The sequence below is a fragment of the Streptosporangium sp. NPDC002544 genome (genome assembly GCF_040295965.1).
Classification (GTDB): Bacteria; Actinomycetota; Actinomycetes; order Streptosporangiales; family Streptosporangiaceae; genus Streptosporangium.
In genome coordinates, this window is the sequence record NZ_JBEOWJ010000002.1 from 64,702 (window position 1) to 90,482 (window position 25,781).

Below are 25,781 nucleotides of genomic sequence, written 5' to 3' on the forward strand. Positions count from 1 at the left end.
GCCGGGCGGTGTGCGGGAGTGTCAGCAGAGCAGCTCGAAGAGGGTCAGCCACCGGTCGGGGTGGACGAACGCCACCACCGTGTCGCGGTCCACTCGCGCCTCCGCGAACGCGGTGTCGACCCGGTGGGCCGCGTACCGCATCCGCAGCGAGGCGTGCAGCGAACCGCCAAGACCGGTGAAGCCGTACTCGACGAACTCGCGCCAGGCCGCGTCCCGCTCCGCGGGCAGCAGCCGGACACCGCGCGGCTCGATCCGCAGGATCGCCGAGTCGACGGCGGGCACCGGCCGGAAGCTCATCCGGCCGACGCGGCCGGCCAGCTCCCAGGAGTGACCCGGCCAGGTCAGCACGGTCAGCCTGCTCCAGCGGCCGAAGTCGCCGGACCGCTTGCGCGCGTACTCCAGCTGGGTGAGCAGGGTCGCCGAGGTGAGCGCGGGAGCGCGCAGGCACCAGTCAACGATCCTGGAGGTGATCGAGTACGGGATGTTCCCGGCGACCGCGAACGGTTCGCGCGGGGCCCGTGCGGTCAGGAAATCACCCCTGATCACCTCGATTCTGTCGTCGCCGCGGGTGCGGGCGGCGAGCCTGCCCGCATGTCGCGGGTCGATCTCGTACGCCACGACCCTCGCGCAGCTCTCGGCGAGGGAGAGGGTGAGAGCACCCTCGCCCGCGCCCGGCTCCAGGACCAGCCCGTGCGATCCGGCCGCGGTGGCCATCTGCCGGACGGCGTGCGGATCGACGAGGAAGTTCTGCGAGAGGGTGCGTCTGGCCCGGTCGCGGTCGTTGCGACCGCCGCCGTTCCTTACCTTTCTCTGGGTGTGCGAATGGTTTCCGTGCGCGAAGGAGTGCGCCACAGCCGTCGCCCTTTCGGGTCCGAGGTGAAAAAGGTCTCGGAAAGGCCCTGGGCGCGCATCGGGGACGCGTGCGGAACGGAGTGGAGGTCGACGCGTCCCTAGCGGGCCAGAGCCCGGCTGCCGCGAGGACGGATCACGTAGCCGACCATAAGGTTGGCGAAGTACATGCACATGGCTCTGGACGCTACGGGCCCCTCTCGCCGGCTCGCAACGGATTTTCCGCTCCGTCGGAGGGGATCTGTTCCGGTGTCCGCCGTGGCGGCGTGCTCAGATAACCGGCGTTTGCTGATAATGCGGGGATCTGTGTTCGTGACGGCCACCAGGCTGTTCGCGACCGCTCAAGGGGAGAACCACTGATGATCACTTTGAACAACGGGGTCTCCATGCCCCGGCTCGGCTTCGGCGTGTACCAGGTGCCGCCGTCGGAGACCGCCCAGGCGGTGAGCGCCGCGCTGGAGGCGGGATACCGGAGCATCGACACCGCGAAGCTGTACGACAACGAGCGGGGTGTGGGCGAGGCGCTGGCCGCCTCCGGTCTGCCGCGTGACGAGGTCTTCGTCACCACCAAGCTGTGGAACAGCGACCACGGCTACGACGCCGCCCTCGCCGCCTTCGACGCGAGCATGGAGCGGCTGGGCCTGGAGCAGCTCGACCTCTATCTCATCCACTGGCCCACCCCGGCCAGGGACCTGTACGTCGAGACCTGGAGGGCGCTGGAGAAGCTGTACACCGAGGACCGGGTCCGCGCCATCGGGGTGTCCAACTTCCAGTCCGCCCACCTGCTCCGCCTCATCGAGGAGTGTGACATCGTCCCGGCGGTCAACCAGGTCGAGCTCCACCCGGCACTGCAGCAGGTCGAGTTGCGCGAGTTCCACGCCAGGCACGGCATCGTCACCGAGGCGTGGAGCCCGCTGGCGCAGGGGGCGGTGCTCGTCGATCCGGTGATCGTCGACATCGCCGAGAAGTACGGCAGGACCCCGGCCCAGGTGGTCCTGCGCTGGCACCTCGACCTGGGCAACGTCGTCATCCCCAAGTCGGTGACGCCGTCGCGGATCAGGGAGAATCTCGACGTCTTCGACTTCGCCCTCGCGGACGAGGACATCGCCGAGATCGCCAAGCTGGACGCCGGCACCCGCATCGGCCCCGACCCGGACGCTTTCAACCGCTGAGTGCGATGTCCGTGCCGTGGCGGTGAGCCTCACCACCACGGCACGGACACCGCGTCGGGGGTGCTGTACGCGGGCGTCCGAGCACGCGGCGCCGGGCGAGAAGGACGTGACGTCAGCTCTGTGAGATCCGCCGGCGCAGCCACGCGTAGGAGGCCTTGGGGGTGCGCCTCCCGGTGGGGAAGTCGACGTGGACGAGTCCGAAGCGCTGGCTGTAGCCCTCGGCCCACTCGAAGTTGTCCAGCAGGGACCAGACGTAGTAGCCGCGCACGTCCACCCCCTCCGCCCGCGCCCGCTCGACGGCCCCGATGTGGCCGTCGAGGAAGTCGATCCTGGCCTGGTCGTCGACCGTCCCGTCAGGGGCCGGCTCGTCGGGCTGGGAGCAGCCGTTCTCGGTGATGTAGACCGGCGGGAGGGCGTCGCCGTACCGGGCCCGGAGGCCGACCAGCAGCTCGCGCAGGCCGTCGGGGACGACGGGCCAGCCGAAGGCGGTGGTGGGGTAGCCGGTGACGCCCGCGTCGGAGAAGGGGAGGCCCTCATCGGTGGGCGCGGCGATCCGGGTGGGGTTGTAGTAGTTGATACCGATGCCGTCGAGGGGCGCGCCGATCAGATCCAGGTCGCCGTCCCGGACACAGTCCAGGCTCACCCCGTACGCCGACAGGTCGGGATAGGAACCGAGCAGCACCGGGTCGTTGAACAGGCGGTTGTGCAGGGTGTCGTAGGCGTCGGCGGCGGCCAGGTCGGCGGGGTCGGTGGAGGCGGGCCAGACCGGGGTGCAGTTGTTGGTGATCAGGACCTGCTCCGCGCCGCGCGCCCGCAGCTCCCGCACGGCCAGGCCGTGCCCGAGCAACTGGTGGTGGGCGGCGGGGAGCGCGTCCAGGACCAGGGTCCTGCCGGGGGCGTGGGCGCCCAGCGCGTAGCCGAAGACCATGTGGACGAAGGGCTCGTTCAGGGTGATCCACATCGGGATCCGGTCGGCGAGCCGGTCGGCCACCGCCGCGGCGTACTCGGCGAAGCGGTAGGCGGTGTCGCGATTCAGCCAGCCGCCCTCGTCCTCCAGGGGCTGGGGCAGGTCCCAGTGGAACAGCGTGGCCGCCGGGACGATGTCCCGCTCGCGGAGCGCGTCGGTCAGCCGGTCGTAGAAGTCCAGGCCGGCCTGGTTGATCGCGCCCTTGCCGGCCGGCTGGACGCGCGGCCAGGCGATGGAGAAGCGGTAGGAGTTCACGCCGAGGCCGGACATCAGCTCGACGTCCTCATCCCAGCGGTGGTAATGGTCGCAGGCCACGTCACCGGTGTCGCCGCCGCGGACGCGGCCGGGCTCGTGGGTGAAGGTATCCCAGATCGAGGCGCCCCGCCCGTCCTCGGCGACGGCGCCCTCGATCTGGTAGGACGCGGTCGCCGTACCCCACAGGAACATTCCGGCCTCCAATGTATGAGTCTGGCTCATGTTAACCCCCGGGCCTGCTCGTGGGGGATGATGGGGGGATGACGAACGTCTCCGGGGGAACGCTTCGCCGCCGCCCTGCCCAGCGCCGCAGCCTGGAACGGGTCGAGCGCATGCTGGACGAGTGCGCGCGGCTACTGGACGAGGTCGGCTACGAGGCGCTGACCACCAAGGAGGTCGCGCGCCGCGCGGAGGTGCCGATCGGTACCTTCTACCAGTTCTTCCCCGACAAACAGGGGCTGGTACGGGCGCTGGCGCTGCGCAACCTGGAGGCGTTCCTCGGCCGGATCACGGCCAGGCTCGCGGAGGTGCGGCTCTCCAACTGGACGGAGATGGTCGACCTCGCGATCGACGAGTTCGTCGCGATGAAGCGGGCCACGCCGGGATTCGCCGTCGTCGACTTCGGGGAGGTGCTCGCCGCACCCGGCGGGCCCGTGGTCAAGGGGACCAACCGGATGCTCGACGCCGCACTGGAGAACAACGTCATCGTGGCCGACCGGCTCCGTACGATCACCGTCGAGCTGCTCGGCGCCCCGATCGGCCCCGAGCTGGATCGGGCGCTCTTCGTCGCGGTCGAGGCCGCCGACGCGGTGCTCAAGCTCGCCTTCCGCTCCCTGCCGGACGGGGACCCCGAGCTGATCGCCGAGTGCAAGCATCTGGTCCGCCGCTACCTGTCGGCGCACCTGCCGCAGGAATGACCCCGGGCGCCCGCCCGCGTTGGCGGGCGTTCCCGCCGGGGGAGGCGCCGTACCCGGCCTGCACGGCAGGGTACGGCATGGTCGTTTGTGACCTGGGGCGGGATCCCGATGGTCCTTCAGCGGGCGGCGTCCAGGCGGGCGCGGTGCTCGCCGTCGAGCTTGAGGTCCAGGGCGCCCAGGACCTCCTCCAGCTGGGCCACCGAGCTCACCCCGACGAGCGGGACCGTCGTGACGTCACCACCGGTCAGCCAGGCCAGCACCACCTGGTTGACCGTCGCGCCCAGCTCGTCCGCGATCTCCCGTAGCGCGGCGAGCCCGCGCGTGGTGCCCGGGTGGTCGTAGGCGTCCTGCATCGGCCGGTCCGCGCGGGTGTAGGAGCCGGCCATGAGCGTGTTGTACGCCCACAGGGTCAGACCGGGCTCCGAGCGCAGGTAGTCGAGCATGTCGTCCTCGACCAGGACGTGACCTGAATCGGGCAGCCGCGTCCCGTACCGGGGGTGCAGGTAGGTGTGGCGGAGCTGCACATGGGTGTAGAGCGGCCGGCCGGTGGCCCGAGAGGTGGCGCGGGCGCGCTCCAGACTCCAGGCCCGCACGTTGCTCGCGCCGATCTCACGGACCTTGCCCGCGCCGACCAGCTCGGCGAAGGCGCCCAGGGTCTCCTCCAGGGGTGTGGAGCGGTCCTCGATGTGGGCCCAGTACACGTCGACGTGGTCGGTGCCCAGCCGCCGCAGGCTGCCCTCGGCGGCGGCGGCGATCGTCGCGGCCGACAGGCCCTCGGCGAAGTCCAGGGTCCGGTCGCCGGGGACGGTCGGCCGGGCGCCGCACTTGGTGCTCAGCACCACCCGGTCGCGGTTGCCCCGGGCGGCCAGCCAGCGGCCGAGGGCCAGCTCGCTCTCGTCGCCGGTGGCACCCTCCTTCCAGAACGCGTAGTTGTTCGAGGTGTCCAGCAGGGCGCCGCCGGCCTCGGTGAACCGGTCGAGGATCGCGAAGGCGGTCTTGTCGTCGAGGAGGGTGCCGAAGTACATGGTGCCCAGGGCGAGGGGGATGTGCGTCATGAGGACGACCTTGAACGCTGGAGTGGACTCCAGGTCAAGGGGACTTACCCAGAAATTTTTGGGGTTGACCTGGAGTGGGCTCCAGGTGGCATGCTGCCCGAGTGAGTGTGTACACACCGGGACAGGTGGTGGAGGAGACCGGCTTCAGCCTCGACACGCTCCGCTACTACGAGCGGATCGGGCTGCTTGAGTCGATCGACCGCAACGCGGCCGGACAGCGCAGGTTCACCGAGAAGGACGTCGGCTGGCTCGGCATGATCCGCTGCCTGCGCGACACCGGGATGCCGATCGCGGAGATGCTCCGCTTCGCCGAGATGACCAGGGCGGGCGACCACACGGTGCGCGAGCGGATCGCGCTGCTCGAAGCCCACGACCGGCGGGTGCAGGAGCAGGTCGACAACCTGCGCGAGCGGCAGGTGGCGATCCGGAACAAGATCGCTTTCTACCACTCGGTGGTCGACTAGGCCCTGTCCTGTGGATCTTGCCGTGGCGAGGATCGGTCAGGTGGTGTCTCGCAAGGCGGAGGAGGGAGCCGCAGCGTGCTGCGGTGACCGACGACAACGCGGCGAGGCGCCGCCTGACCGACCGCAGTAGGCAAAAGATCCGCAGGACAGGGCCTAGCCCCGCTTGCCGCATCGTCGCCGGTCGGCGGCCGTCGCCGATCCGACACCACGGGCGATCGGCCCAGGTGGAGGCCACGGCCGTAGACTCTCGCGGCTTATGGTCGGCTAGAACCCGTACGGCGGCTTTGCCGCTGGTCGAGGTGCCCTTTTCGGTCCGGCTGTTAAACCGGTATCGGGGAGGGGTCATGGTCGCACCGCGCGCACGCCGGATCAACATTCCGCTGCGGCACGTCGCCCTGATGTGCGGCGGGATGCTGTTCGCCCTCCTCGCCAACGTGACCTACCTTCAGGGGCTGGACTCCGAGCGGCTCAACGAGGACCCGCGCAACCAGCGGACGATGATCGCTCGCTTTCACAGCCCCAGGGGGCAGATCCTGCTCCACGACGGCACGGTCATCGCGACCAGCCGGAAGGCCAGGAGCACCACCTACCGGTATCAGCGGTTCTATCCCGACGGCCCGCTCTACGCGGCGATCACCGGGCACTTCTCGCTCCACGGCGGCGCGGGCATCGAGCAGGCGGAGGAGGCCCTGCTCTCGGGAGGCGACCCCCGGGTGAGGGTACGCGGGCTGGTCGGGGGCACCCGCGGCGGCGCCACGCTCCGGCTCACCGTCGATCGCGGCGCCCAGCGGGCCGCCTACGAGGGGCTGCGCGCCACCGGAAAGCCCGGCGCCGTTGTCGCGATCAACCCCCGCACCGGCGCGATCCTGGCCATGGTCTCGCTGCCCTCGTACGATCCCAACCTGTACGCGAGCTTCGACGCGGCCAGGCTGGACAGGGTGGACAAGCGGCTGCGGGGTGACCCCGCGAACCCGCTGCTGAACCGGGCGATCCAGCGGAACTACCCGCCGGGATCCACCTTCAAGGTCGTCACCGGCGCGGCGGCGCTGCACTCCGGGCGGTACGGCCTCGGCACCCACGTCAGCGCCCCGGCGTCCCTGCGCCTCCCCGGCACCGGCACCTACCTGCGCAACTTCGGCGGCGATACCTGCGGCAACGGAAACCCGCCGCTGCTCCAGGCGTTCAAGCTCTCGTGCAACACCCCCTTCGCGAAGATCGGGGTCGACCTCGGCCAGGACGCGCTGCGCGAGCAGGCCGAGGCGTTCGGGTTCGACACGGACGATCTGGAGGTCCCCATGCCGGTGGCCAGGAGCGTCTACCCTCCCGTGCTGGACGACGCGCAGACCGCGATGTCGGCGCTTGGCCAGTTCGACGTCCGGGCCACCCCGCTCATGATCGCGATGATCGCGGCGGCGGTGGCCAACGACGGCTCGCTGATGCGCCCCCACCTCGTGAAGGACGTACGTCTCGCCGACGGCACGATGATCGACGAGACCGAGCCGTCGGCGTACCGCCGGGTGCTCGACACGGAGGAGGCCGAACGGCTCACCGTGATGATGGTCGCCGCCACCGGGAAGGGGGGTACCGGTTCCGCCGCGGCCATCCGGGGGGTGAAGGTGGCCGGCAAGACCGGCACCGCGGAGAACGCCGCCAAGGGCAGGGCCCACGCGCTCTTCACCGGCTTCGCACCGGCCGTCTCCCCCCGGATCGCCGTGGGGGTCCTGGTCGAGGGCGGCGGATCCGGAGGAAAGGTGGCGGCTCCCATAGCCAAAGCCGTCATGGCGGCGTTTCTGGGCGGTCAGGCGGAGTAGGTGGTGGGTTCGGGGGACGGGTGGCGGTCTCTGTTGCCGGAACCGTTATCGCCAAAGCCGTCATGGCGGCGTTTGGGGGCGGTCAGGTGGGAGTGGGTCCGGGTGGCGGCTCCCATCGCCAAGGCCGCCACGGAGACTTTTGCGGGTCAGGCGGAGTAGGCCCTGGCCTGGAGGCCGTAGAGGTCGGCGTACAGGCCGTCGAGGCCCATGAGCTCGTCGTGGGTGCCGTGCTCGACGACCTTGCCGTGGTCCAGGACATAGATCCGGTCGGCGTAGCGGACGCTGGCCAGCCGGTGGGTGATCAGCAGGACGGTGCGTCCGTCGGCGTGCTGCCGGATGCGTTCGAACAGGGCGTGCTCGGCACGGGCGTCCAGGGCCGCGGTGGGCTCGTCGCAGATCAGCAGCGGGGCGTCCCTGTGAAAGCCGCGGGCCACCGCGATCCGCTGCCACTGGCCGCCGGACAGCTCCTGGCCGTCCTTGAAACGCCGGTCGAGCAGCGTGCTGTAACCGTGCGGCAGCTCGGCGACCACCTGGTCGGCGCCCGCGACCTCGGCCGCCGCGACGAGCGCGGGTTCCCCCTTGTCGGTGCCCATGCTGATGTTGTAGCGGGCGGTCAGCGGCCAGCGGGTGTGGTCCTGGGCGATGACCGCGATGCGGTGGCGCAGCTCGTCGGGATCGACCCCGGCCAGATCGGTGTCGTCCCAGCTGACCCGGCCGCCGTCCGGTTCGTACAGCCCGGAGAGGAGTTTGGCCAGCGTGGTCTTGCCCGAGCCGTTCTCCCCGACGAGGGCGATCACCTCGCCCCTGTCGATACGTATCGTGACTCCCTGGAGCGCGGGGACGGTGGAACCCGGATAGGTGAAGACGACGTCCTCGGCGATGATCCGCTCGAAGCTCTCCGGCGCCCGTGCCGGCCGCCCGGCGGGCAGCCTGCGCTCCGCCTCCGCGCAGAAGTCGAGGAAGTCGGTGAAGTACAGCCCCTCCTCGTAGAGCCGGTTCGTGGCGAACATCAGGTTGGCCAGGTAGGTCTGGCCCGAGCGGATCGCCAGCACGGCGGTGCCCGCCACCGCCAGGGGGACCGCGCCCATCGCGAGCAGCACGCCCAGGGCCACGTAGACCACGGCGGTGCCGACCCCGCCCAGTGCCTCGCCGACGACCTTCGCGAGCACCTGCCGCCGGGCCAGGCCGAGCATGACCGTCTGCTCGGCGGTGGCCACCGCGTCGTACATCCGCATCAGGAAGCCGCGCATGGTGAACGAGCGCACCTCGGCGGCCGGTTCGCGCTCCGCGAGCAGCTCCGCGATGATCCATTTTCGGCGGCGGGCGGGGATCAGTGCGTACATGGTGGTGTAGCGCATGCGCGCGGAGCGGACCGCCGCCCAGGCGTCGGGCAGCACCGCCAGCACCAGCAGCGGCAGCAGGACCGGGTGGAGCACCCCCAGCACGCCCGCCGCGGCGGCGATGCCGATGATCGCGGTCAGCGCGTTGATGGCCGTGACCACCACCTCGTCCGCCATGGACACCCCGCGAGCCCTGGCCCGCTGGAGCGTGTCGTGGAAGTCGGGGTCGTCGAAGGCCGCCAGGCCGACCTGGCTGGTCAGCCCGTACAGGCGCTCCTCGGCGATCCGGCCGACCTGGGGCTCTAACCGCGACTGAGCCCAGCCCGCGCCCGCCTGGGTGAGGGTACGCAGGGCCGCGGCCACGCCCACCAGGATGAGGCTCGGCAGGGCGGCCCGCACCCGCTCGGGAGTCGGGCCCGCCTCGAACAGCGCCGACAGCACCCCGGTCGTGGCGAGCAGCCCGAACGCGGTGAACACCCCGCCGAACAGGTTCAGAGTGATCGCGACGGCGGTGTCGCGGGGACTGGCCAGCCACGCCAGCCTGACGGCCTGCGACACCAGCGCGGGAAGCCTGCGGGCGATGGTCAGGAAACCGACCTTCGCCATCTTGTCGGTGTGCGCGTACCAGTCGGAGAGGCTGAGCTCGCCAAGCTCGGGGGTCGGATCGGGGGGAGAGTCTGCCATGCGAGCAGTGTGAGCCGCCGCACCGGCGATGGCCATCGGATGGCCGGTTACGGTCGGCTGCGCATCGCGCGCGGACTGTCACGGTCCGCGACGGATCGCCGCTCCGAGACGGTGCGAGCGGTCGCGGCCGGGTGGCGGGGAGGCGGAACATGCCGGGACGGGATGATCTGTGGGCCGGAAATGGTCTAAGACTGGGCATGGTTCGGTAATTGATGTCACACTTTCTGTGACGGTTCTACCCTCGACCTCTTTAAGAGCCGATGACCCAGGAAACCGCACACGCTTCCCTCACCGGAGGCAACCTGCCGCTCGAACCCAACGGCTTCGTGGGGCGTGAAGCCGACGTGGAAGAACTCGCAGACCTACTGGGCGTCGCCCGGGTGGTGACCCTCTGCGGGGCGGGCGGCATCGGCAAGAGCAGGCTGGCGATCCGGGTCGCGACCCAGCTGGCGGAGGAGTTCCCCGGCGGTGTCTGGCTGGTCGAGCTGGCCGACGCGGTGCCGGGCGACCTGATCGAGCCCCGGGTGGCCGCCGTGCTCGGGGTCAAGGCCGAGCCGTCCCGCGCGCTGGCCGACACCCTGATCGACGCGCTCGGCGAACGGCGGCTGCTGCTGGTCATGGACAACTGCGAGTCGCTCATCGAGGAGTCCGCCAGGTTCTGCCGCGCCGTGCTCACCGTCTGCCCGGACGTACGCGTGCTCACGACCAGCCGCGAGCCCCTGCGGGTGGCAGGGGAGACCGTGTGGCGGGTGCCGCCGCTCAGCCTGCCCAGGAGCGAGGGCCACGACGTCGGCGCCAGCGAGGCGGTGCGACTCTTCGTCGACCGTGCCACCGCCGCCTCGCGGGGCTTCGCCATGACCGAGCAGAACGCGGCGGACATCGCCGGGCTCTGCGAGGCGCTCGACGGGATGCCGCTCGCCATCGAACTCGCCGCCGCCCTGTGCAGGGTGCTGACCGTGGAGCAGATCAACGCCAGGATCCGGGACCGGTTCCGGCTGCTGTCGGCGGGCGACAGAACGGCCCCGGCCAGGCAGCGGACGCTCAGGGCGACGGTCGACTGGAGCTACCAGTTGCTCAACGAGCCCGAGCGGATCCTGCTGCGGCGGCTGGCGGTCTTCACCGGCGGCTGGACGCTCGACATGGCCGAGCAGGTCTGCGCGGGCAACGCCCTGTGGGCCGAGGACGTTCTGGGGGTGCTCTGCGACCTGGTCGACAAGTCGCTGGTCCTGGCCGACGCCGAGGTCGCGGGTGAGACGCGCTACCGCATGCTGGAGACGATCCGCGAGTACGCCGCGGAGCAGCTCGAAGCCTCCGGCGAGGAACCCGAGTTCCGGCGGCTGCACCGCGACCACATGATCGAGCTCGCCGCCCGGATCCACCAGACGATAGTCCGGCGGCCCCGGCCCACCTGGGCCGAGATCTGCCCGATGCTGGTCATGCTGGACGAGCTCCAGGCCAACGTCTGGGCGGCGGTGCGCTGGTCGGTCGAGGCCGCGAGCGATCCGGAGAGCGCGCTCCGCCTCCTGGTGCTGCTCCGCTGGCCGATCATCGCCGGGGGGAGGTTCACCCCGACCGACAAGTGGCTGGACCGCCTGCTCGACACCGCCCCCGAGGAGCTGGCGCCGTACGTGCGCGGCGACGCCCTCGCGCTGCGCGGGCAGGTGGCCTTCGGGCAGGGCGACCCGGACACCGCGCAGAGCGCCTGCACCGCGGCGGTCGAGCTGTGCCGCGAGACGGGCCTGCCCGGGCCGCTCAGCGGCGCGCTGGCCATCCTCGCCTGGGTGGCGATCTACCAGCGCCGCCCGGAGCGGGCCAGGTCCCTGCTGGACGAGGCGCTGGAGGCCGTGCACACCGTCGACGACCCGTGGCACGAGACGGTCATCCGCTCCATGGAGGGCACTTTCGCACTGTCGGAGGGCAGGGCGAAGGAGTCGCAGCGCTCCTTCGAGGCCGCGCTGGCCATCGCCCACGAGCTGGACAATCACTGGGCGGCGCCGGTGGCCCTCATCGGCCTGGCCCAGGTCGCCTGGCTCCGCGGCGACCTGGCGGAGGCCCGCGCCCACTACGAGCGCGCCCTCGACATGCTCCAGGACATCACCGCCCACTGGCAGTCCATCACCTGCCTGTCAGGTCTTGGCCGGATCGCCCTGGCCCAGGGAGACCTCGTCACCGCGCGGGCCAGGCTGATCGAGAGCCTGCGGCTCTGCACCGGGACCGGCCAGCGGCTCGGCGTGGCCCGCCGGATCGAGACGCTCGCCCAGCTCGCCCTCGCCGAGGAGGACGACCGCAGGGCGGTCCGCCTGGCCGGCGCCTCCGCCGCGATCAGGAGCGCGATGAGCGGCGCCGTGCTGCCGCCCGGGTTCGGGGCACGGATGGAGGAGCTGCTCCAGCCCGCCCGGGTACGCCTCGGTGACGCGCTGGTCGCCCAGCTGTGGGCGCACGGCCAGGAGATGTCCCAGGAGCAGGCGGTTCGCTACGCGCTCCAGCTCGACGAGCCGTGCGAGACACCGGTGCTGCTCGGCAGGCCTCCGGTCATCGCCCCGCTGACCACGCTCACCTGCAGGGAGGCGGAGATCGCCGAGCTGATCGCCAGGGGAATGAGCAACAGGGCCATCGCCGACGAGCTGGTGATCAGCCCCGCCACCGCGGCCAGGCACGTCGCCAACATCCTGGCCAAGCTCGGCTTCTCCTCCCGCACGCAGGTCGCCACCTGGGTCGTCGAGCAGAATCGATCCTGACACGCGGGCCGGGAGCGGCTCGCGATCTCCGGTCGTGGGCTCGGCCGCGGGGTGGCCGGCCCGGAGCCGGCGAGAATCCGCGGTCACCGGGTCGGCCGCTCGGGCTCTACACACTCCGGGCTACACATGTGCGGGCGTGAAGATACATCTCGGGATACCTAGTCCGGAGTATGTCCCGGGGTCGCCGCCCGCCGTACGTTTTCCTGGTGTTCGACCGATGACGTCCAGCCTTCCGCACCGTGCCGGCCACAGTTCCGGTCCGGAACGGCGGGTCCACACCATCCCGGGCGTCTCGGTCGAGCACGTCGCGGTCGTCGCGTGTCCCGGTAGACGGCGAGGTCCCCTCGGAGGGGTGGGGGCCGGAGCCAAGGGCCGCACGCGGCAGCGGGCTCGAGTCGCGCAGGGCTCGAGCCCGCCTTCCGTTGTGGGGGACTGCGGCTCGGGGGGATCACTGGACATCTGGGGCGGAGGCCCCGTCCTTCGGGGAGGGGGAGGCACTGCTCGTTTTTCGCTTGGTGTGCGGGTGTGGCTCGGTGGGGTCGGGGGTTCCGCGATGACCAGGTGAGGCATGTTCATCCGAACGCGGCGGGGCGCGCCCGTGTTCGCGCGGGGAGGCCTCCGGATTGCCCGGGCCGGCGAATCGCGAACCGGCGGACCCGGCGGGCAGGCCGGGTGCTGGAATCCCCGGCTTTCAAGGCATGGAAGGACGTCACGGGGCCGAATACACAGTCATCTACATACATCTGTCGATGCCCGGGTGGACAGGCGACCCTACCCTCATCGGAATGAGACCCACCTCGCCGTCCACCAGCTGCACACTCACCGAGGCGGTGTTCGGCTACGCGCACGGGCGAGGTGATCGGCCGGCCCTGATCGACCTCGGCGCCGGAATGGTATACGGCTACCGCAGGCTGGCCGCGGAGGTGACCCGAGGAGCCTCGGGCCTGGTGCGGCGGGGGGCACGGCGGCGTCAGGTGGCCGGAATCCACGTGGACAGCGCGGTGGCCCAGACGTTGGCGGTGCACACGGTCATCGCGGCCGGAGGGGTGGCGGCGCCGATCACCTCGGGGTGTGCGGAGATGGCCGATCTGCTGGCCGAGTGGGAGGCACGGCTGCTCATCACCACTCCGCGCCTGGCGGACGCCTCGTTGCGGGCCGTGGAGGACTCGCGGGTCCGGCAGGTGATCGCGTTCGGCCAGGCCCGCGACACCGTCGACTTCGCCGACCTGCTGCTCCTGGAGCCCGTCCCGCTGCCCTTCCTCGACCCCGCGGTGCAGCCCGCCCTGCTGATCGAGGACGGAGGGGTGCTCACCCACCAGGATCTGATCACGAGGATGAGCCTGCTCGACAGGGGCACCGAGCTGGGGAAGTCCGACGTCCTCCTGGTGACCTGGCCACTGCGGTGCAGCCTGGCCCTGACCACCCTGATCGGGCTGGCGTTGATGCGCGGCTCCCTGGTCGTCGTGGCCCCGGGCCTCTCGTCCGAGGACCTGGCGGCGACCATCCATGACTTCGGCGTCACCGTCGTCGCGCTCTCCGACGGTGCGGTCCAGCGCGTCTGAGCCCGCCCACGGATCCTTACGAGCTCCTCTTCCCGCGGCGGCATCGAGCGCCAAGACCGGGTTGCGTTCACGAACATGGCGTACGAGCAGCCGAATCCGGGGGAGCCGGTCCCCTACCCCGGTGCCCAATATGACCGCTTTGTTTCCTCCTTGGGTGCTATTTCGCATTTCTTCACCTATGCGGTGCGCTGTGGTTTCGCGTGGATGTGTGTCCGACCGGTGCACTGTCACCGGAGGGTGTCATCTGGTGCTCATATCCCGGGATATTGAGCTGTTATCCGCGCGACCTTGACGGCGCTTGGTGCGGAGTGGCTTGATTGCCGTACTGACAACGTTGTCATATTCTCGGGGGTTTTGTGCACCCCAAACCCCGAAGGGACGGAGAGCTGTGCGACGACAGTGGATGGCAGCCGTCGCGGTCACCGTGGCGGGCCTGCTCGCCCTGACCGCCTGTGGTGACGGCGGCGGTGACGGTGCCACGCAGAGCCCGCAGGCCGACGCGAAGAAGAAGGTCGAGGTCTTCTCCTGGTGGACGGGACCCGGCGAGGCCGACGGCCTGAAGGCCATGAAGGAGATCTTCGAGAAGCAGAACGCCGGGCTTGAGTTCTTCGACGCGGCCGTGGCGGGCGGGTCCGGGGACAAGGCGCGGGCCCTGCTGACCACCAAGCTGCAGGCCCAGACTCCGCCGGACACCTTCCAGGGGCACGCGGGCGCCGAACTTCAGGGCTACATCAAGGCCGGGCAGCTCGAACCGCTCAACTTCCTCTACGACGAGCTCAAGCTGAAGGAGGTCTTCCCCCAGCAGCTGATCGACCAGATCAGCGTCGAGGGCCAGGTCTACTCGGTGCCGGTCAACATCCACCGCTCCAACGTGATGTGGTTCAACCCGGCGGTGCTGAAGGAGGCGGGCGTCACCGAGGTGCCGAAGACGATCCCCGACTTCGTCGCGGCGCTGGAGAAGGTCAAGCAGAAGGGCAAGATCCCGCTCTCGATCGGCTCGGAGTGGACCATGGTCCACCTGCTGGAGAGCGTGCTGCTCGGCTCGCTCGGCACCGACGCCTACAACCAGCTCTGGACCGCGGGCTCCGACTGGTCGGGCCCGGCGATGACCAAGGCGCTCGACGACTTCAAGACGATCCTGTCCTACGCCGGTGACCCGGCCGACGACTGGCAGCCCGCGGCCAAGCAGGTGGCCGACGGCGAGGCCGCGTTCAACATCATGGGCGACTGGGCGTACGGCTACTTCCACAACCCGCCGGACGGCGGCCTGGGCAAGACCTCCAAGACCGACTTCGACTGGGCGCCCTCGCCGGGCACCGGCGGCACGTTCATGTGGCTCTCCGACAGCTTCACCCTGCCCAAGGGCGCGCCGAACCGCGACGGGGCGGTGGCCTGGCTGAAGGTGGCCGCGAGCAAGGAGGGCCAGGACGCCTTCAACCCGAAGAAGGGCTCCATCCCGGCCCGCAAGGACGCCGACACCGCCCTCTACACCGACTACCTCGCGGACGCGCTGAAGGACTGGGGCGGCGGCAAGCTCGCCGGTTCCATCCAGCACGGCGTGGTCGTGAACGACGCCTGGCGCGTCGCGATCAACGAGGCGGTCGGCCTGTTCCACGGAGACAAGGACGTGGCCGCGCTGCAGAAGGCGCTGGCCGAGGCCGCGAAGAACTCCGGGCAGTGATTTTCGGTACGGCCCGCGAAGGCGCGGGCCGTACCTCGCGGAAGGGGTGTCCGTGACACGGGTACGCAGGTGGCTGCCGGGGCTGCTGCTGGTCACACCGTCGATCATCGCGATCGCGGTCTTCGTCTACGGCATGCTCGGCTGGAACTTCCAGTTGGCGATGACCGACAAGCACGACGAGGTGTCCGAGGGGAGTTTCGTCGGTCTGGAGAACTTCTTCACCCTCTGGGACCAGAAGCGCTGGGGCATCTCGGTCAACCACGCCATCGTCTTCACCGTGGTCTTCGTGTTCGGGGCGCTGCTGCTCGGCTGGCTGCTGGCGTTCCTGATGGAGAAGGGGATCAGGGGCGAGGGGACCTTCCGGGCGGTCTACCTGTTCCCGATGGCGATCTCCTTCGTGGCGACCGGGGTGGTCTGGCGCTGGCTGATGAACTCCGGTCAGGGCGAGCGGGCGGTCGGGCTGAACCGGCTGTTCGACAGTCTCGGGCTGGAGTTCCTGCAGTGGCAGTGGTTCCGCGATCCCGACTGGGGGATGGCCGCCATGGCCATCCCCGCTATATGGCAAATGTCGGGATATGTCATGGCGTTGTTCCTGGCGGGGTTCCGGGGGGTCCCCGAGGACCTCCGGGAGGCGGCCCGGGTCGACGGGTGCGGCGAGTGGCAGGTCTACCGGCACATCGTGCTGCCGATGCTCCGCCCGGTCACCCTCTCCGCCCTGATCATCCTCGGCCACATCTCGCTCAAGGTCTTCGACCTGATCGTCGCGGTCTCCGGCAAGCAGATCATCACCGACGTGCCCGCCGTCTTCATGTGGGTCGCGGTCTTCGACTCCCACGACCCGGCCAAGGGCGCCACCATCGCGTCGTACATCGTGCTCGCGGTCAGCGTCTTCGTCATCCCCTACCTCGTCTGGACCCTCCGCAGGGAGCGGCGCTCATGACCTCCACCGTGACCGACACCCCCGCCGCCCCCGTACGGGACGGGAACCCCGGTGGACGGGCCAGGCGGCGGGCGCGGTTGTCGCGCGGCGTCCGGCTGACGCTGCTGGTCGCCTTCCTCCTCGTCTTCCTGATCCCGATCTACGTGCTGCTGGTCACCAGCTTCAAGCCGCTGACCGAGGCCGATCCCGGCCGGGCCTGGGCGCTGCCCGAGGTGTGGACGGCCGAGCCGTGGCGGGTGGCCTGGGAGAAGCTCGCGCCCGGCATCTGGAACAGCGTGCTGCTGGCCGTACCCGGCTCGCTGATCTCGGCGGTGCTCGGCTCGATGAACGGCTACGTGCTGTCGAAGTGGCGCTTCCCCGGCTCCGACGTGCTGTTCACGCTGTTCCTGTTCGGCATGTTCATCCCGTACCAGGGCGTCATGATCCCGCTGGTGCAGCTGCTGGTGAAGCTCAACGAGGTCACCCTGGCGGTCACCGGCGTGCCGGGTGTCTTCTACGGAGCGATCCCCGGGCTGCTGCTGGCGCACGTGGTCTACGGCATCCCGATCTGCACCCTGATCTTCCGCAACTACTACGTCACCATCCCCGACGAGCTGATCGAGGCGTCCAGGGTGGACGGCGCGGGGATGCTGCGGACCTACTGGTCGGTGGTGCTGCCCGTCTCGGGTCCCGCCTTCGCGGTTGTGATCATCTGGCAGTTCACCTCAATGTGGAACGACTTCCTGTTCGCGGTCTTCCTGACCGGCCCGCAGAGCTGGCCCACCACGGTCATGCTCAACAACATCGCCGGAGCCCAGACCGTCCCCTACAGCCAGCAGATGGCCGCGGCCCTGCTCGCCTCCATCCCCACAATGATCATCTATGTCCTCCTCGGCCGCTTCTTCATGCGCGGCCTCATGGCCGGAGCATTGAAGGGCTGACATCTTGACGATTTTGTGTTAGATATCGTCTCTTTTTCTGGTGTGGAGGCCGTTCGGTCTCTAACGTGCAGGTCATGCTCTCCGCCTCACGGGCTGGTGCGTCGCCTGATGGCAGAGGGACCGCCGTTATCACCGGACTGGTCTGCTATCCCGTCAAGGGATGCGCCGGCGTCTCGATGACCGAGACGCCGCTGACGGTGGCGGGCCTGGCGCACGACCGCAGTTTCATGGTGGTCGGTGACAACGGCGTGTTCCGCAGCCAGCGGCGCGACCCACGGCTCGCCGCCGTCCACCCCGAGATCAACGCGGACGGGGATCGGCTCACGCTCCGGCTGCCGGGTTTCGACGCGCTGACCGTCGATGTGGATCTGCTCTCCACCAGGCGCGATGTGGAGCTGTTCGGCACGCCGTACCAGGGGATCGACCAGGGACGGGCAGCGGCCGAGTGGCTGTCGGAGGTGTTGGGCGCGCCGAGCAGGCTCGTGCGGGTGCCGCCGGAACACCGTCGGGTGACCGACGGCTGGACACCCGGTACGTCCGGCTACGCGGACAGCAGTCCGGTGCATCTCATCTCCGAGGCCACCCTCGCCCTGCTCAACCGGCGACTCACCGAAGGTGGCGGCGCTCCGCTGCCCATGGCCCGGTTCCGCCCCAACATCGTGATCGGCGGGTGGACAGAGCCGCACCGGGAGGACGGGGCCCGGCGGATGCTCGTCGGCGACACCGAGCTCGGTTACGCCAAGCTCGCCATCCGATGCGCCGTCACGATGATCGACCAGGACAGTGGCACCAGAGCGGGGCCGGAGCCCCTGCGCACGCTGGCCACCTACCGCCGCGCACCCGAGGGCGGGGTCGCGTTCGGCGTGAAACTCTCCGTCGTACGGCCCGGCAAGCTCGCCCTGGGCGACGAGGTGAACGTCCAATCCTGGGGCGAGCCGGAACTTCGGTAGTCGTGGCCGCGGCGGCTCATCCCGGTCGCCCGTCCCGAGCCGCCGCGAGCACCGCTTCCAGACCGGGCAGCACCACGGCACGGAACGCCGCGTCCATCTCGGCGGGCGTGGCGACCAGCTCGCCGTCGGCCCACTTCCGCAGCAGCGCCATGAACGCACCGGTGACGCAGGTGACCATCATGTCGAGCGAGGCCGGCGGGGTGGCTTCCCCGGGAAGCGCGGCCAGCAGCTCGTCACGGACGATGGCGGCCATGATCTGTTCTCCACGTGTGCCTACGGCGGTGCCCCCGCGTCGGCCGAGCAGCGCCCGAGCCAGCCGGCGCTGCTCCTGGAGATGTTCGAAAATCGGCAGGCTGAACGCGAACAGGGTCTCCGAGCGTGACTCGGGTGCGAAATGCAGAAGTTCGGAGAGTTCGTCGAGGCTGCTGAACAGCACCTCCTGTTTGTCCGTGAAATGCGCGTAGAAGGTCGAGCGGCCGACATCGGCGCGATTGATGATGTCGGTGACCGTCACCGCCTCATAGCCCTTGCTCAGAATCAGCTCCACCAGTGCCTGCCGGATGAGCCGGCGGGTCCGTCGCACCCGCCGGTCCGAGCTCTCCCGCTCCCGGGTTCCGAACACCTTTCCCACTCCTGTCCGGTTCGGCACGGCCTGGTGAATCTGATTGTTGACCACCCCGCGCTGGTGAACTGACCATTCATAACTAAACAACCTATGCGGAAAAGGGGAAGCGCCATGGGTATCGGAAAATCCCTGCACGACCATTCGAAGCACGGCGACGGAGGCGGCGTGATCAACTACCCGCGCGCCTATGAGCTCCTGGCCGAGATCGGCTTCGCCGGGCGCCGCCGCAGGGTCTTCTCCCGCCTGGCCGCGCTCACCGGCATCCGGCAGGGGGAGCGGATCCTGGACGTCGGCTGCGGCACGGGCTACCTGACCCGGCTACTCGCGCCTCTCGCGGGCCCCACCGGGCAGGTGACCGGTATCGACCCCTCGGCACCGATGCTCGACCACGCCCGCGAGCGCGCCCCGCACAACTGCTCCTACCAGGTGGGCGAAGGGCAGGATCTCCCCTTTCCCGACGCCTCGTTTGACGTCCTGGTCTCAACCGTCGCGGTCCACCACATGCCCTCCTCCGCTCGGAGCCTTGCCGTACAGGAGATGTTCCGGGTCCTGCGGCCTGGCGGCCGGCTGCTGATCGCCGAGTTCCACCCGCCCGCCAACCCCATCGCCGCCCACCTCGTCGGCGTCCTGGTCGGGCCGGCCATGCGGCCCAGCATGCCGGAGCTGCTCGCCGAACTGGTGCCCGGCGCCGGTTTTCAGATCAGGACCACCGGCAGGGTGAAGCCGTTGCTGTACTACGTCGAAGCCGTCCGCCCATCCTGCTGAAGACGCCACCGAACCGATCTTCGCGAGCGCCGGAAGGGCTGAACCGAATGGGTCCGGTCAACGTCTCACGATCATGAGACTGCCGGTCCTGCTGCTTCTTGGCGCGCTGACCGCCTGCGGCGCCCCCGCGACCACGGCTCGAACCCCGGATATCCCGGCAACGGCGTCCGCACCCCCCGCACGGGAGGCACCGGGGGTCCCCAAAGCCTCGGCGATTCCACCGCCGTCCCCGGCCTCGACGGACCCGACACCCGGATCCGCATGCACTCCGGCGCCCGCCGGAAAGCTGAACCTCAGGCTGCTTCGGCAGACGGCCTTCGACTACGACCCGCTCAACTCCCCGGAGGAACTCGCGGCGAAGACCCCACTGGTCGTCGCGGGCACCGTCGAGGACTTCCTGCCGGGGCAGATCGTTGAGGAGGGGATCCCCGGTGACCGCACGCACTACGTGCTGATGCCGGTGCGGGTGACCGAGCGGTTCAAGGGGCCAGCCGCTCGCCTGGTCCACGTGAAGTTCTATCAGGGGGCGCGAAGAAACGAGAGCCCGGCCCTTTCGGTGGCAGATTTCCGCCGGGCGGTGCCCCGGGGCACCCGGGTCCTGCTGTTCGTCTATCCGGACACCCGCGAGGGAACCGTCATCAAGGACCGCGCCGCGCTCCCGGCCGGAACGCCGATCTACTCGGCCCATCCACAGGGCGTGCTTCTCGGCCGGGGCCTGACGGTCATCGGCGGCATGGAGGAGATCGACCCGGCCTCCCGCTGGGCCGACCCCTGCGGCCTGGACGGCATCGCCACCCGCCTACGCGCCGCCGGCCACCAAGGACAATGACCACCTCCACCACAGGTGGAGGCTCTCAACGCCGCCCGACTTGCGATGAACGCTCTCCACACCCGTCAGCCGGGGGTCTTCGGACTTCACCGGGTCCTGCGCCGAGGCGTAGGCCTTGATTTGCCGGATCCGGCTGTAAGTGGATCATGGTCCCGCAGGTGATCCCCACGTAGGAGCCGGCCCGTAGACGCCGAGCCTCACGGCGGGCCACACCGTCTAGCTGCGCGCCCCCTTACCGCTTCAACTGGACAGCGGCCTGGGAGATCTGAGCCACATTTACTACTCACACTAAAATTTTTTAGTATCGTTGAGGTGTTCAACGTATCGGGTGAAGGTGGTTCGCATGTCGCTACGGATGGCCCTGATCACGCTCATCGCCGGGCAGCCGCGTAGTGGCTATGACATCAGCCAAGAGTTCGACGGCGTGTTGAAGTTCGTCTGGCACGCCAAACCCACGCAGGTCTATCCCGAGTTGAGGCGGCTTGCGGCCGACGGCCTCATCAGGGAGCAGGACGGGGGGGCGCGGGGCCGGCGCCCCTACGAGATCACCGAGGAAGGACTGCGGGCGCTGCGGGAGTGGTTGACGACTACCTCCGCGGACCACTCCCAGCGCAACGAGACGGTGCTGCGGTCATTCGCGCTGTGGCTCATCAAGCCGGAGGAGGCCCGGGCTTTCCTCCGGGAGGAGATGGAGTACCACCGGGCGCGATTGCGGGGTATGCGGGCCCTGAGGAAGGGACTCGATCTCAGCCGACCCGCCGACCGGGCGTCCCTGCTCGGCCTCGAAGCCGGCATCCGGCGCCTGGAAGCGATGATCTCCTGGGCGGAATGGGCGATCGATGTCGTGGCGACCTGGCCGGCGGACGCCGACGCCGCGGCCGACGAGAGGGAATCAGGCTGAGGCGCCGCTCCCGGCGCCATCCCGAACACCCCTGACCCCCTTTTCACCATCCTCACGACCGAGAAAACGAGGAGCACCGCCCATGAACGCGAGCACCACCACAGAGCGGAGCATCACCCTTCAGGACGGCCGGCGAATGGGGTATGCCGTCTTCGGTGACCCTGTCGGACGGCCATGCCTGTTCGTCCATGGCTACTCCTCCTCGCGATGGTCAGCGGGATGGACCTTCTCCAACGCGACTCTGCACCGCCAGGGCGTGCGCCTCATCGCCGTTGACCGGCCGGGTTACGGCCTGTCGACAGCGAATCCGGGAGCCGGTTTCCTGGACTGGGCCCGTGATGCCTCGGCGCTCACCGACCAACTCGGCCTCGACCGCGTTGCCGTCATCGGCGTGTCCATGGGCGCGGGTCCTGCCCTGGCACTCACCGCTACCCACCCCGCCCTTGTCACCAGTACGACGATCCTGGGCGGTATGCCGCCGGTCGCCGTGCGGGAACGGTGGGCCCCCGCCAGTCGTGCGGACGCTTTCTACTGGCGGCTGGCCCGGCGTGCTCCCTGGTTGTTGCGAAGGTTGTGCTCCGCCTCTGCCGCGATGATGTCCACCGCCGCTCGCGGTGACACCGGCAAGCTCATCGGCCGGATCGAGCGAGGGCTTCCCGGCGCGGACCTGCGAATCTTCAGTGAGTTGCTCAACGATGCCGACAACAACGCGAAGGCCGCCTTCATTGCCGATGTCCGTGAAAGCTGCCACCAGGGCGGAGCGGCCATGGCCGACGATCTACGGCAGTACCTGCGGCCCTGGGGGTTCGATCCCGTTGACGTCCGCAGGCCTGTCCACCTGTGGCACGGGCTCGAAGACCCGAAGGTCCCGATCATGCTGGCTCGGCGGCTGGCCGACCGGCTCCCCCAGGGAACGTCAAGGTTCGTGCCTGGCGGCCACTTCGCCTCCTTTGCCCACCGCGACGAGATCATCAGCAGGATCGCGGATGAGTAGGCGGCAGGCCTACGGCCACCGCCCAGTGCCGTTGGACAGACCCGTACGGGAGAAAGGCCTCACCGGGAAGCGTCGAGGGCCGGTGAGCGGCTGACCAGGGCGTCGCCCAGGGGGGTGCGGTGGTAGAGGACGGTGCGGCCGGTGCGGTTGCCGGTGATCAGGCCCGCATTGCGCAGGGCGGCGATGTGGCCGCCCACGGTGCCGAGGCTCAGGCCCAGCAGGGTGACGAGCTGGGTGGTGGTGGCCGGGGTCGCGAGCTCCAGCAGCAGGCGGGTCCTGGTCCTGCCGATCAGGTGGACCAGGCCGTCCGCCGCCTCGGCCGGGATACCGACGCCCCTGGCCGGATAGCTGATCGCGTACGGCCAGTCGTCCTCCAGGTAGGAGCCCATCTTGATGGGGAACACGGTCGGCACGAAGAGCAGCCCGCGCCCGTTGAGCCGGTGGGTCTCGTCCGCGCCCCCGGCCAGCACCTCGATGACACCGTCGGGATGCCACCGGATCCGCGGGGTGAGGTCGTCGAGCGCCGCCGCCCAGCCGTAGGTCGCCAGGCGGCCCGCCCGCTGGATCACGTCCCGCTCCAGGATCGCGTGGAAGCGCGGCCACGCGGGGGAGACGATCTCCTCCCAGATCGCCTGGAGCGCCTCGGCGAAGAGCCGTACGACGTCGGGGGAGAACAGCACCTCCCTGACCGGCGCGGAAGGGCGCGGCATCCCCTCCAGGTTCCTCGTGATCTCGTCGTGCGCCTGCGCCACCGGGGTGGCCCGTACCACCGAGAGCTCCGCCTCGAACGGGGTGTCCACTCCGGTCGGCGGCGGTGCGGGGAAGTCGGCGTTGTAGTGCCGCTCGCGGAAGAGCGCCACCAAAGGGGCCAGTCCCGGCTGCGTGAGCAGCAGTCTCTGGTACGGCTCCCGCATCCGGTCCGCCCACGACCGCCACTGGCCGGCCCCCCTGGCCCTGGACAGGACCCAGAGGGCATGCTTGGTCACGATGAGCGGGGAGATGGCGAACCTGCTGGCCATGATGTCGTGCGGGGTGACCTCGATGCGATAGACCACTGAGCAACCTTTCGGATATATCCGAAAGATTAGCCAGCGGTCTGGGTGCCGTTCAGCATCGTCTCCATGACCACACAAGAACGCGGCGCGACCTACACGGAGGTCTTCGCGAGCGGTGAGTTCCGCGTCCTGTTCGGAAGTTTCACCCTGCTGGTGGCCGGTGACCAGGTCAAGATGCTGGCCCTGTCGGCGCTGGTCTACGCGCGGACCGGCTCGCCGGGGTTGTCGGCGGCGGCGTACATGCTGGGCTTCCTGCCCTACGCCGTCGGCGCGACCTTCCTGCTCTCGCTGGCCGACCGGCTCCGGCCGCGCGCGCTGATGATCGCGGGGGAGCTGCTGCGGGTGGTGACCTGCCTGCTGATCGCCTTCGCCGGGCTGTCCGTCTGGGCGATGCTCGCCCTGGTCCTGGTCACCGGACTGTTCTCACCGGTCTTCGGGGCCGCGCGGATGGCCCTGCTGCCCGACCTGCTGCCGGGGGACGCGTTCGTGCTGGGCAGGTCGGTGCTGACCGTGACGTCGGCGGGAGCGCAGATCGGCGGGCTGGCCGTGGGCGGCGGCATCCTCGCCGCCACCGGCCCCTCGGGGGCGCTGGCCGTCACCGCCGCGCTGTCCGTGCTGGCCGCCGTGGTGCTCCGCTTCGGCCTGCCCGACTTTCCGGCCAGGGGCGCGGAGGCCGGTGGCCGGGCGGAGGCCGACGCCCCCACCGGTGCGGAGGGCGACCGTCCTGCCGGTGATGGCGCTGTGTGGGACGGCGGTTCTCCCGCGTCTCCCACCGGGGAGGCGGAACGCGGGGGCGTGCGCACCGAGCAGGCGAGAGGCAGGGGCGCCGTCCGGGAGACCCTGCGGGTCAACCGGGCGCTGCTGGCGGATACGCGGATACGCGGCCTGCTTCTCGCACAGTGGCTGCCGGTGGCGTTCGTGACGGGTGGCGAGGCGATGCTGGTCCCCTATCTGGGGAGCACCGCCGGGTACGCACTCGCCGCGGCCTCCGCGGGCCTGGCGGTGGGAAGCTTCGTCGTCGGCCGGCTGGTCTCGCCCTCGGGCAGGGAGCGGCTGGCGTTTCCCATGGCGGTGGCGTCGGGCCTTCCGCTGCTGGTGTTCGCCTTCCAGCCGGGGCTCGGGGGAGCAGCGCTGCTCGTATTGCTCGCCACGGTGGCGTCGACCGCCTACGAGCTCGGGTTGCAGCGGTGGTTCGTGGAGGCGGTGCCCGAGCCGGTCAGGGGGCAGGCGTTCGGCCTGGCCTCGGCCGGGATGATGTCCGGACAGGCGCTCGGCGCGGCCCTGGTGGGCGTGGCCGCCGAGCTGACCTCCCCGCACACGGCGATCGTCCTGGCGGGGGCCACGGTCGTCTGCTGCTCACTCGCCCTGCACCGCTCCCTGCGGCCGGAGCCCTCCTGACCGGACCTCCTCGTACGGTCGGGGAGAATGGAGAACATCTCACCTAGCGTTAGGAGATCACCTACGTTGTCCCAGAAGCGCGAAGTCCCCTTGGCAGGCGGAGACCGTCCCGGTCTGCGGGCCGACTGTGCGAACTGCTTCGGGCTGTGCTGTGTCGCGTTGCCCTTCGCCGCCTCGGCCGATTTCGCGATCGACAAGGACGCGGGGAAGCCGTGCGTGAACCTGCGGGCGGACTTCCGCTGCGGCATCCACGCGAACCTCCGCGAGCGGGGTTTTCCCGGCTGCACCGTCTTCGACTGCTTCGGCGCGGGGCAGCAGGTCTCCCAGGTCACCTTCGGCGGGCGGGACTGGCGGCAGGCTCCGGGCACCGCCAGGCAGATGTTCGAGGTGTTTCCCGTCATGCGGCAGCTCCACGAGCTGCTCTGGTACCTGACCGAGGCACTGGCGCTGCCGCAGGCCCGCCCCATCCACGATGATCTCCGTCACGCGCTGGACGACACCGAGCGCCTCACCCGTGGCAGTGCCGAAACGCTCGTGGAAACGGACGTGGCGACGGTCCGTCAGGGCGTCAACGCCCTGCTGCTCCGCACCAGCGAGCTGGTACGGGCCGAGGTGCCCGGCCGCAAGAAGAACCACCGGGGAGCCGATCTGATCGGGGCCAGGCTCAAGGGTGCCAACCTGCGCGGGGCCAACCTGCGCGGGGCCTACCTCATCGCGGCCGACCTGCGAAACGCCGACCTGCGTACGGCCGACCTCATCGGGGTGGACTTCCGTGACGCCGACCTGCGCGGTGCCGACCTCACCGGGAGCATCTTCCTCACCCAGGCCCAGGTCAACGCGGCCAGGGGAGACGCCACGACCACGCTGCCCGCCGCGCTCACCCGCCCCGCGCACTGGTAGCGCTCCGGG

General features: G+C 70.0%; 22 protein-coding genes. 16 read left to right on the forward strand and 6 right to left on the reverse strand.

What is annotated here, in order from left to right:
* Positions 1–21: 21 nt before the first annotated feature.
* Entirely contained in the window at positions 22–852 is an 831-nt protein-coding gene (gene erm / locus ABT061_RS03165) for an ErmE/ErmH/ErmO/ErmR family 23S rRNA (adenine(2058)-N(6))-methyltransferase (protein ID WP_350912086.1), read from the reverse strand.
* Positions 853–1,208: 356 nt separating this feature from the next.
* On the opposite strand from erm, the gene ABT061_RS03170 reads away from it, so the two are divergent.
* Entirely contained in the window at positions 1,209–2,021 is an 813-nt protein-coding gene (locus ABT061_RS03170) for an aldo/keto reductase (protein WP_350912088.1), read from the forward strand.
* Between the two features lie 112 nt (positions 2,022–2,133).
* Here the strand turns inward: ABT061_RS03170 and ABT061_RS03175 are convergent, their stop codons facing one another.
* Positions 2,134–3,435 (reverse strand): GH1 family beta-glucosidase, encoded by a 1,302-nt coding sequence (locus ABT061_RS03175; protein ID WP_350912717.1) that lies wholly within the window; start codon positions 3,433–3,435, stop codon positions 2,134–2,136.
* 68 nt (positions 3,436–3,503) lie between these two features.
* Between ABT061_RS03175 and ABT061_RS03180 the strand changes: the two genes are divergently transcribed.
* Positions 3,504–4,160, forward strand: coding sequence for a TetR/AcrR family transcriptional regulator (locus ABT061_RS03180; RefSeq protein WP_350912090.1), 657 nt, complete (start codon positions 3,504–3,506; stop codon positions 4,158–4,160).
* A gap of 116 nt (positions 4,161–4,276) precedes the next feature.
* On the opposite strand, the gene ABT061_RS03185 is transcribed toward ABT061_RS03180, so the two are convergent.
* Positions 4,277–5,215 (reverse strand): aldo/keto reductase, encoded by a 939-nt coding sequence (locus tag ABT061_RS03185; RefSeq protein ID WP_350912092.1) that lies wholly within the window; start codon positions 5,213–5,215, stop codon positions 4,277–4,279.
* A gap of 101 nt (positions 5,216–5,316) precedes the next feature.
* Here ABT061_RS03185 and ABT061_RS03190 point away from each other — a divergent pair, with 101 nt between their 5' ends.
* Both ABT061_RS03190 and ABT061_RS03195 read left to right on the forward strand, forming a co-directional pair.
* Positions 5,317–5,679, forward strand: coding sequence for a MerR family transcriptional regulator (locus ABT061_RS03190; RefSeq protein ID WP_350912094.1), 363 nt, complete (start codon positions 5,317–5,319; stop codon positions 5,677–5,679).
* Between the two features lie 344 nt (positions 5,680–6,023).
* A complete protein-coding gene (locus ABT061_RS03195; protein WP_350912096.1) occupies positions 6,024–7,490 on the forward strand; it encodes a peptidoglycan D,D-transpeptidase FtsI family protein in 1,467 nt (488 codons plus the stop codon).
* A 146-nt stretch (positions 7,491–7,636) separates the two neighbouring features.
* Here ABT061_RS03195 and ABT061_RS03200 read toward each other — a convergent pair whose 3' ends face one another.
* On the reverse strand, positions 7,637–9,514 hold the full coding sequence (locus tag ABT061_RS03200; RefSeq protein ID WP_350912098.1) for an ABC transporter ATP-binding protein: 1,878 nt from the start codon (positions 9,512–9,514) through the stop codon (positions 7,637–7,639).
* A 260-nt stretch (positions 9,515–9,774) separates the two neighbouring features.
* Between ABT061_RS03200 and ABT061_RS03205 the strand changes: the two genes are divergently transcribed.
* The 6 genes from ABT061_RS03205 (at position 9,775) to ABT061_RS03230 (ending at position 18,305) form a co-directional block, all read left to right on the forward strand.
* The gene (locus ABT061_RS03205; RefSeq protein ID WP_350912100.1) at positions 9,775–12,252 is read left to right on the forward strand and encodes an ATP-binding protein; all 2,478 of its coding nucleotides are present in this window, start codon (positions 9,775–9,777) and stop codon (positions 12,250–12,252) included.
* A gap of 785 nt (positions 12,253–13,037) precedes the next feature.
* Positions 13,038–13,814, forward strand: a complete 777-nt coding sequence (locus ABT061_RS03210) for an AMP-binding protein (protein WP_350912102.1) — start codon at positions 13,038–13,040, stop codon at positions 13,812–13,814.
* A 388-nt stretch (positions 13,815–14,202) separates the two neighbouring features.
* Entirely contained in the window at positions 14,203–15,495 is a 1,293-nt protein-coding gene (locus ABT061_RS03215) for an ABC transporter substrate-binding protein (RefSeq protein ID WP_350912104.1), read from the forward strand.
* 52 nt (positions 15,496–15,547) lie between these two features.
* Complete coding sequence (locus ABT061_RS03220) at positions 15,548–16,435, forward strand: carbohydrate ABC transporter permease (protein WP_350912106.1); 888 nt, start codon at positions 15,548–15,550, stop codon at positions 16,433–16,435.
* A complete protein-coding gene (locus ABT061_RS03225) occupies positions 16,432–17,355 on the forward strand; it encodes a carbohydrate ABC transporter permease (RefSeq protein ID WP_350912108.1) in 924 nt (307 codons plus the stop codon). The genes ABT061_RS03220 and ABT061_RS03225 overlap by 4 nt, the downstream gene beginning before the upstream one ends.
* 74 nt (positions 17,356–17,429) lie before the next feature.
* Positions 17,430–18,305, forward strand: coding sequence for an MOSC domain-containing protein (locus tag ABT061_RS03230; RefSeq protein ID WP_350912110.1), 876 nt, complete (start codon positions 17,430–17,432; stop codon positions 18,303–18,305).
* Positions 18,306–18,321: 16 nt separating this feature from the next.
* Here ABT061_RS03230 and ABT061_RS03235 read toward each other — a convergent pair whose 3' ends face one another.
* The gene (locus ABT061_RS03235; RefSeq protein ID WP_350912112.1) at positions 18,322–18,852 is read right to left on the reverse strand and encodes a TetR/AcrR family transcriptional regulator; all 531 of its coding nucleotides are present in this window, start codon (positions 18,850–18,852) and stop codon (positions 18,322–18,324) included.
* 189 nt (positions 18,853–19,041) lie between these two features.
* On the opposite strand from ABT061_RS03235, the gene ABT061_RS03240 reads away from it, so the two are divergent.
* The 4 genes from ABT061_RS03240 to ABT061_RS03255 all read left to right on the forward strand — a co-directional run bounded on the left by ABT061_RS03240 (position 19,042) and on the right by ABT061_RS03255 (position 22,419).
* A complete protein-coding gene (locus ABT061_RS03240; protein WP_350912114.1) occupies positions 19,042–19,695 on the forward strand; it encodes a class I SAM-dependent methyltransferase in 654 nt (217 codons plus the stop codon).
* Between the two features lie 73 nt (positions 19,696–19,768).
* Complete coding sequence (locus ABT061_RS03245; RefSeq protein ID WP_350912116.1) at positions 19,769–20,524, forward strand: hypothetical protein; 756 nt, start codon at positions 19,769–19,771, stop codon at positions 20,522–20,524.
* Positions 20,525–20,867: 343 nt separating this feature from the next.
* On the forward strand, positions 20,868–21,425 hold the full coding sequence (locus ABT061_RS03250; RefSeq protein WP_350912118.1) for a PadR family transcriptional regulator: 558 nt from the start codon (positions 20,868–20,870) through the stop codon (positions 21,423–21,425).
* Positions 21,426–21,507: 82 nt separating this feature from the next.
* Positions 21,508–22,419, forward strand: coding sequence for an alpha/beta fold hydrolase (locus tag ABT061_RS03255; RefSeq protein WP_350912120.1), 912 nt, complete (start codon positions 21,508–21,510; stop codon positions 22,417–22,419).
* Positions 22,420–22,478: 59 nt separating this feature from the next.
* Here the strand turns inward: ABT061_RS03255 and ABT061_RS03260 are convergent, their stop codons facing one another.
* A complete protein-coding gene (locus ABT061_RS03260; RefSeq protein WP_350912122.1) occupies positions 22,479–23,474 on the reverse strand; it encodes an ArsR/SmtB family transcription factor in 996 nt (331 codons plus the stop codon).
* A 66-nt stretch (positions 23,475–23,540) separates the two neighbouring features.
* Here ABT061_RS03260 and ABT061_RS03265 point away from each other — a divergent pair, with 66 nt between their 5' ends.
* Both ABT061_RS03265 and ABT061_RS03270 read left to right on the forward strand, forming a co-directional pair.
* Entirely contained in the window at positions 23,541–24,872 is a 1,332-nt protein-coding gene (locus tag ABT061_RS03265; RefSeq protein WP_350912124.1) for an MFS transporter, read from the forward strand.
* Positions 24,873–24,938: 66 nt separating this feature from the next.
* Positions 24,939–25,772: a pentapeptide repeat-containing protein gene (locus tag ABT061_RS03270; protein ID WP_350912126.1), complete on the forward strand. Its 834-nt coding sequence runs from the start codon at positions 24,939–24,941 to the stop codon at positions 25,770–25,772.
* Positions 25,773–25,781 lie beyond the last annotated feature (9 nt).

What these genes read in the sequence shown, in the direction of transcription:
- ABT061_RS03255 (WP_350912120.1), top strand. Translation starts at nt 21,508, where the DNA reads ATGAACGCGAGCACCACCACAGAGCGGAGCATCACCCTTCAGGACGGC.
- ABT061_RS03240 (WP_350912114.1), top strand. Translation starts at nt 19,042, where the DNA reads ATGGGTATCGGAAAATCCCTGCACGACCATTCGAAGCACGGCGACGGA.
- ABT061_RS03225 (WP_350912108.1), top strand. Translation starts at nt 16,432, where the DNA reads ATGACCTCCACCGTGACCGACACCCCCGCCGCCCCCGTACGGGACGGG.
- ABT061_RS03205 (WP_350912100.1), top strand. Translation starts at nt 9,775, where the DNA reads ATGACCCAGGAAACCGCACACGCTTCCCTCACCGGAGGCAACCTGCCG.
- ABT061_RS03195 (WP_350912096.1), top strand. Translation starts at nt 6,024, where the DNA reads ATGGTCGCACCGCGCGCACGCCGGATCAACATTCCGCTGCGGCACGTC.
- ABT061_RS03230 (WP_350912110.1), top strand. Translation starts at nt 17,430, where the DNA reads ATGCTCTCCGCCTCACGGGCTGGTGCGTCGCCTGATGGCAGAGGGACC.
- ABT061_RS03210 (WP_350912102.1), top strand. Translation starts at nt 13,038, where the DNA reads ATGAGACCCACCTCGCCGTCCACCAGCTGCACACTCACCGAGGCGGTG.
- ABT061_RS03200 (WP_350912098.1), bottom strand. Translation starts at nt 9,514, where the DNA reads ATGGCAGACTCTCCCCCCGATCCGACCCCCGAGCTTGGCGAGCTCAGC.
- ABT061_RS03185 (WP_350912092.1), bottom strand. Translation starts at nt 5,215, where the DNA reads ATGACGCACATCCCCCTCGCCCTGGGCACCATGTACTTCGGCACCCTC.
- ABT061_RS03180 (WP_350912090.1), top strand. Translation starts at nt 3,504, where the DNA reads ATGACGAACGTCTCCGGGGGAACGCTTCGCCGCCGCCCTGCCCAGCGC.
- ABT061_RS03245 (WP_350912116.1), top strand. Translation starts at nt 19,769, where the DNA reads ATGAGACTGCCGGTCCTGCTGCTTCTTGGCGCGCTGACCGCCTGCGGC.
- ABT061_RS03170 (WP_350912088.1), top strand. Translation starts at nt 1,209, where the DNA reads ATGATCACTTTGAACAACGGGGTCTCCATGCCCCGGCTCGGCTTCGGC.
- ABT061_RS03175 (WP_350912717.1), bottom strand. Translation starts at nt 3,435, where the DNA reads ATGTTCCTGTGGGGTACGGCGACCGCGTCCTACCAGATCGAGGGCGCC.
- ABT061_RS03265 (WP_350912124.1), top strand. Translation starts at nt 23,541, where the DNA reads ATGACCACACAAGAACGCGGCGCGACCTACACGGAGGTCTTCGCGAGC.
- ABT061_RS03250 (WP_350912118.1), top strand. Translation starts at nt 20,868, where the DNA reads ATGTCGCTACGGATGGCCCTGATCACGCTCATCGCCGGGCAGCCGCGT.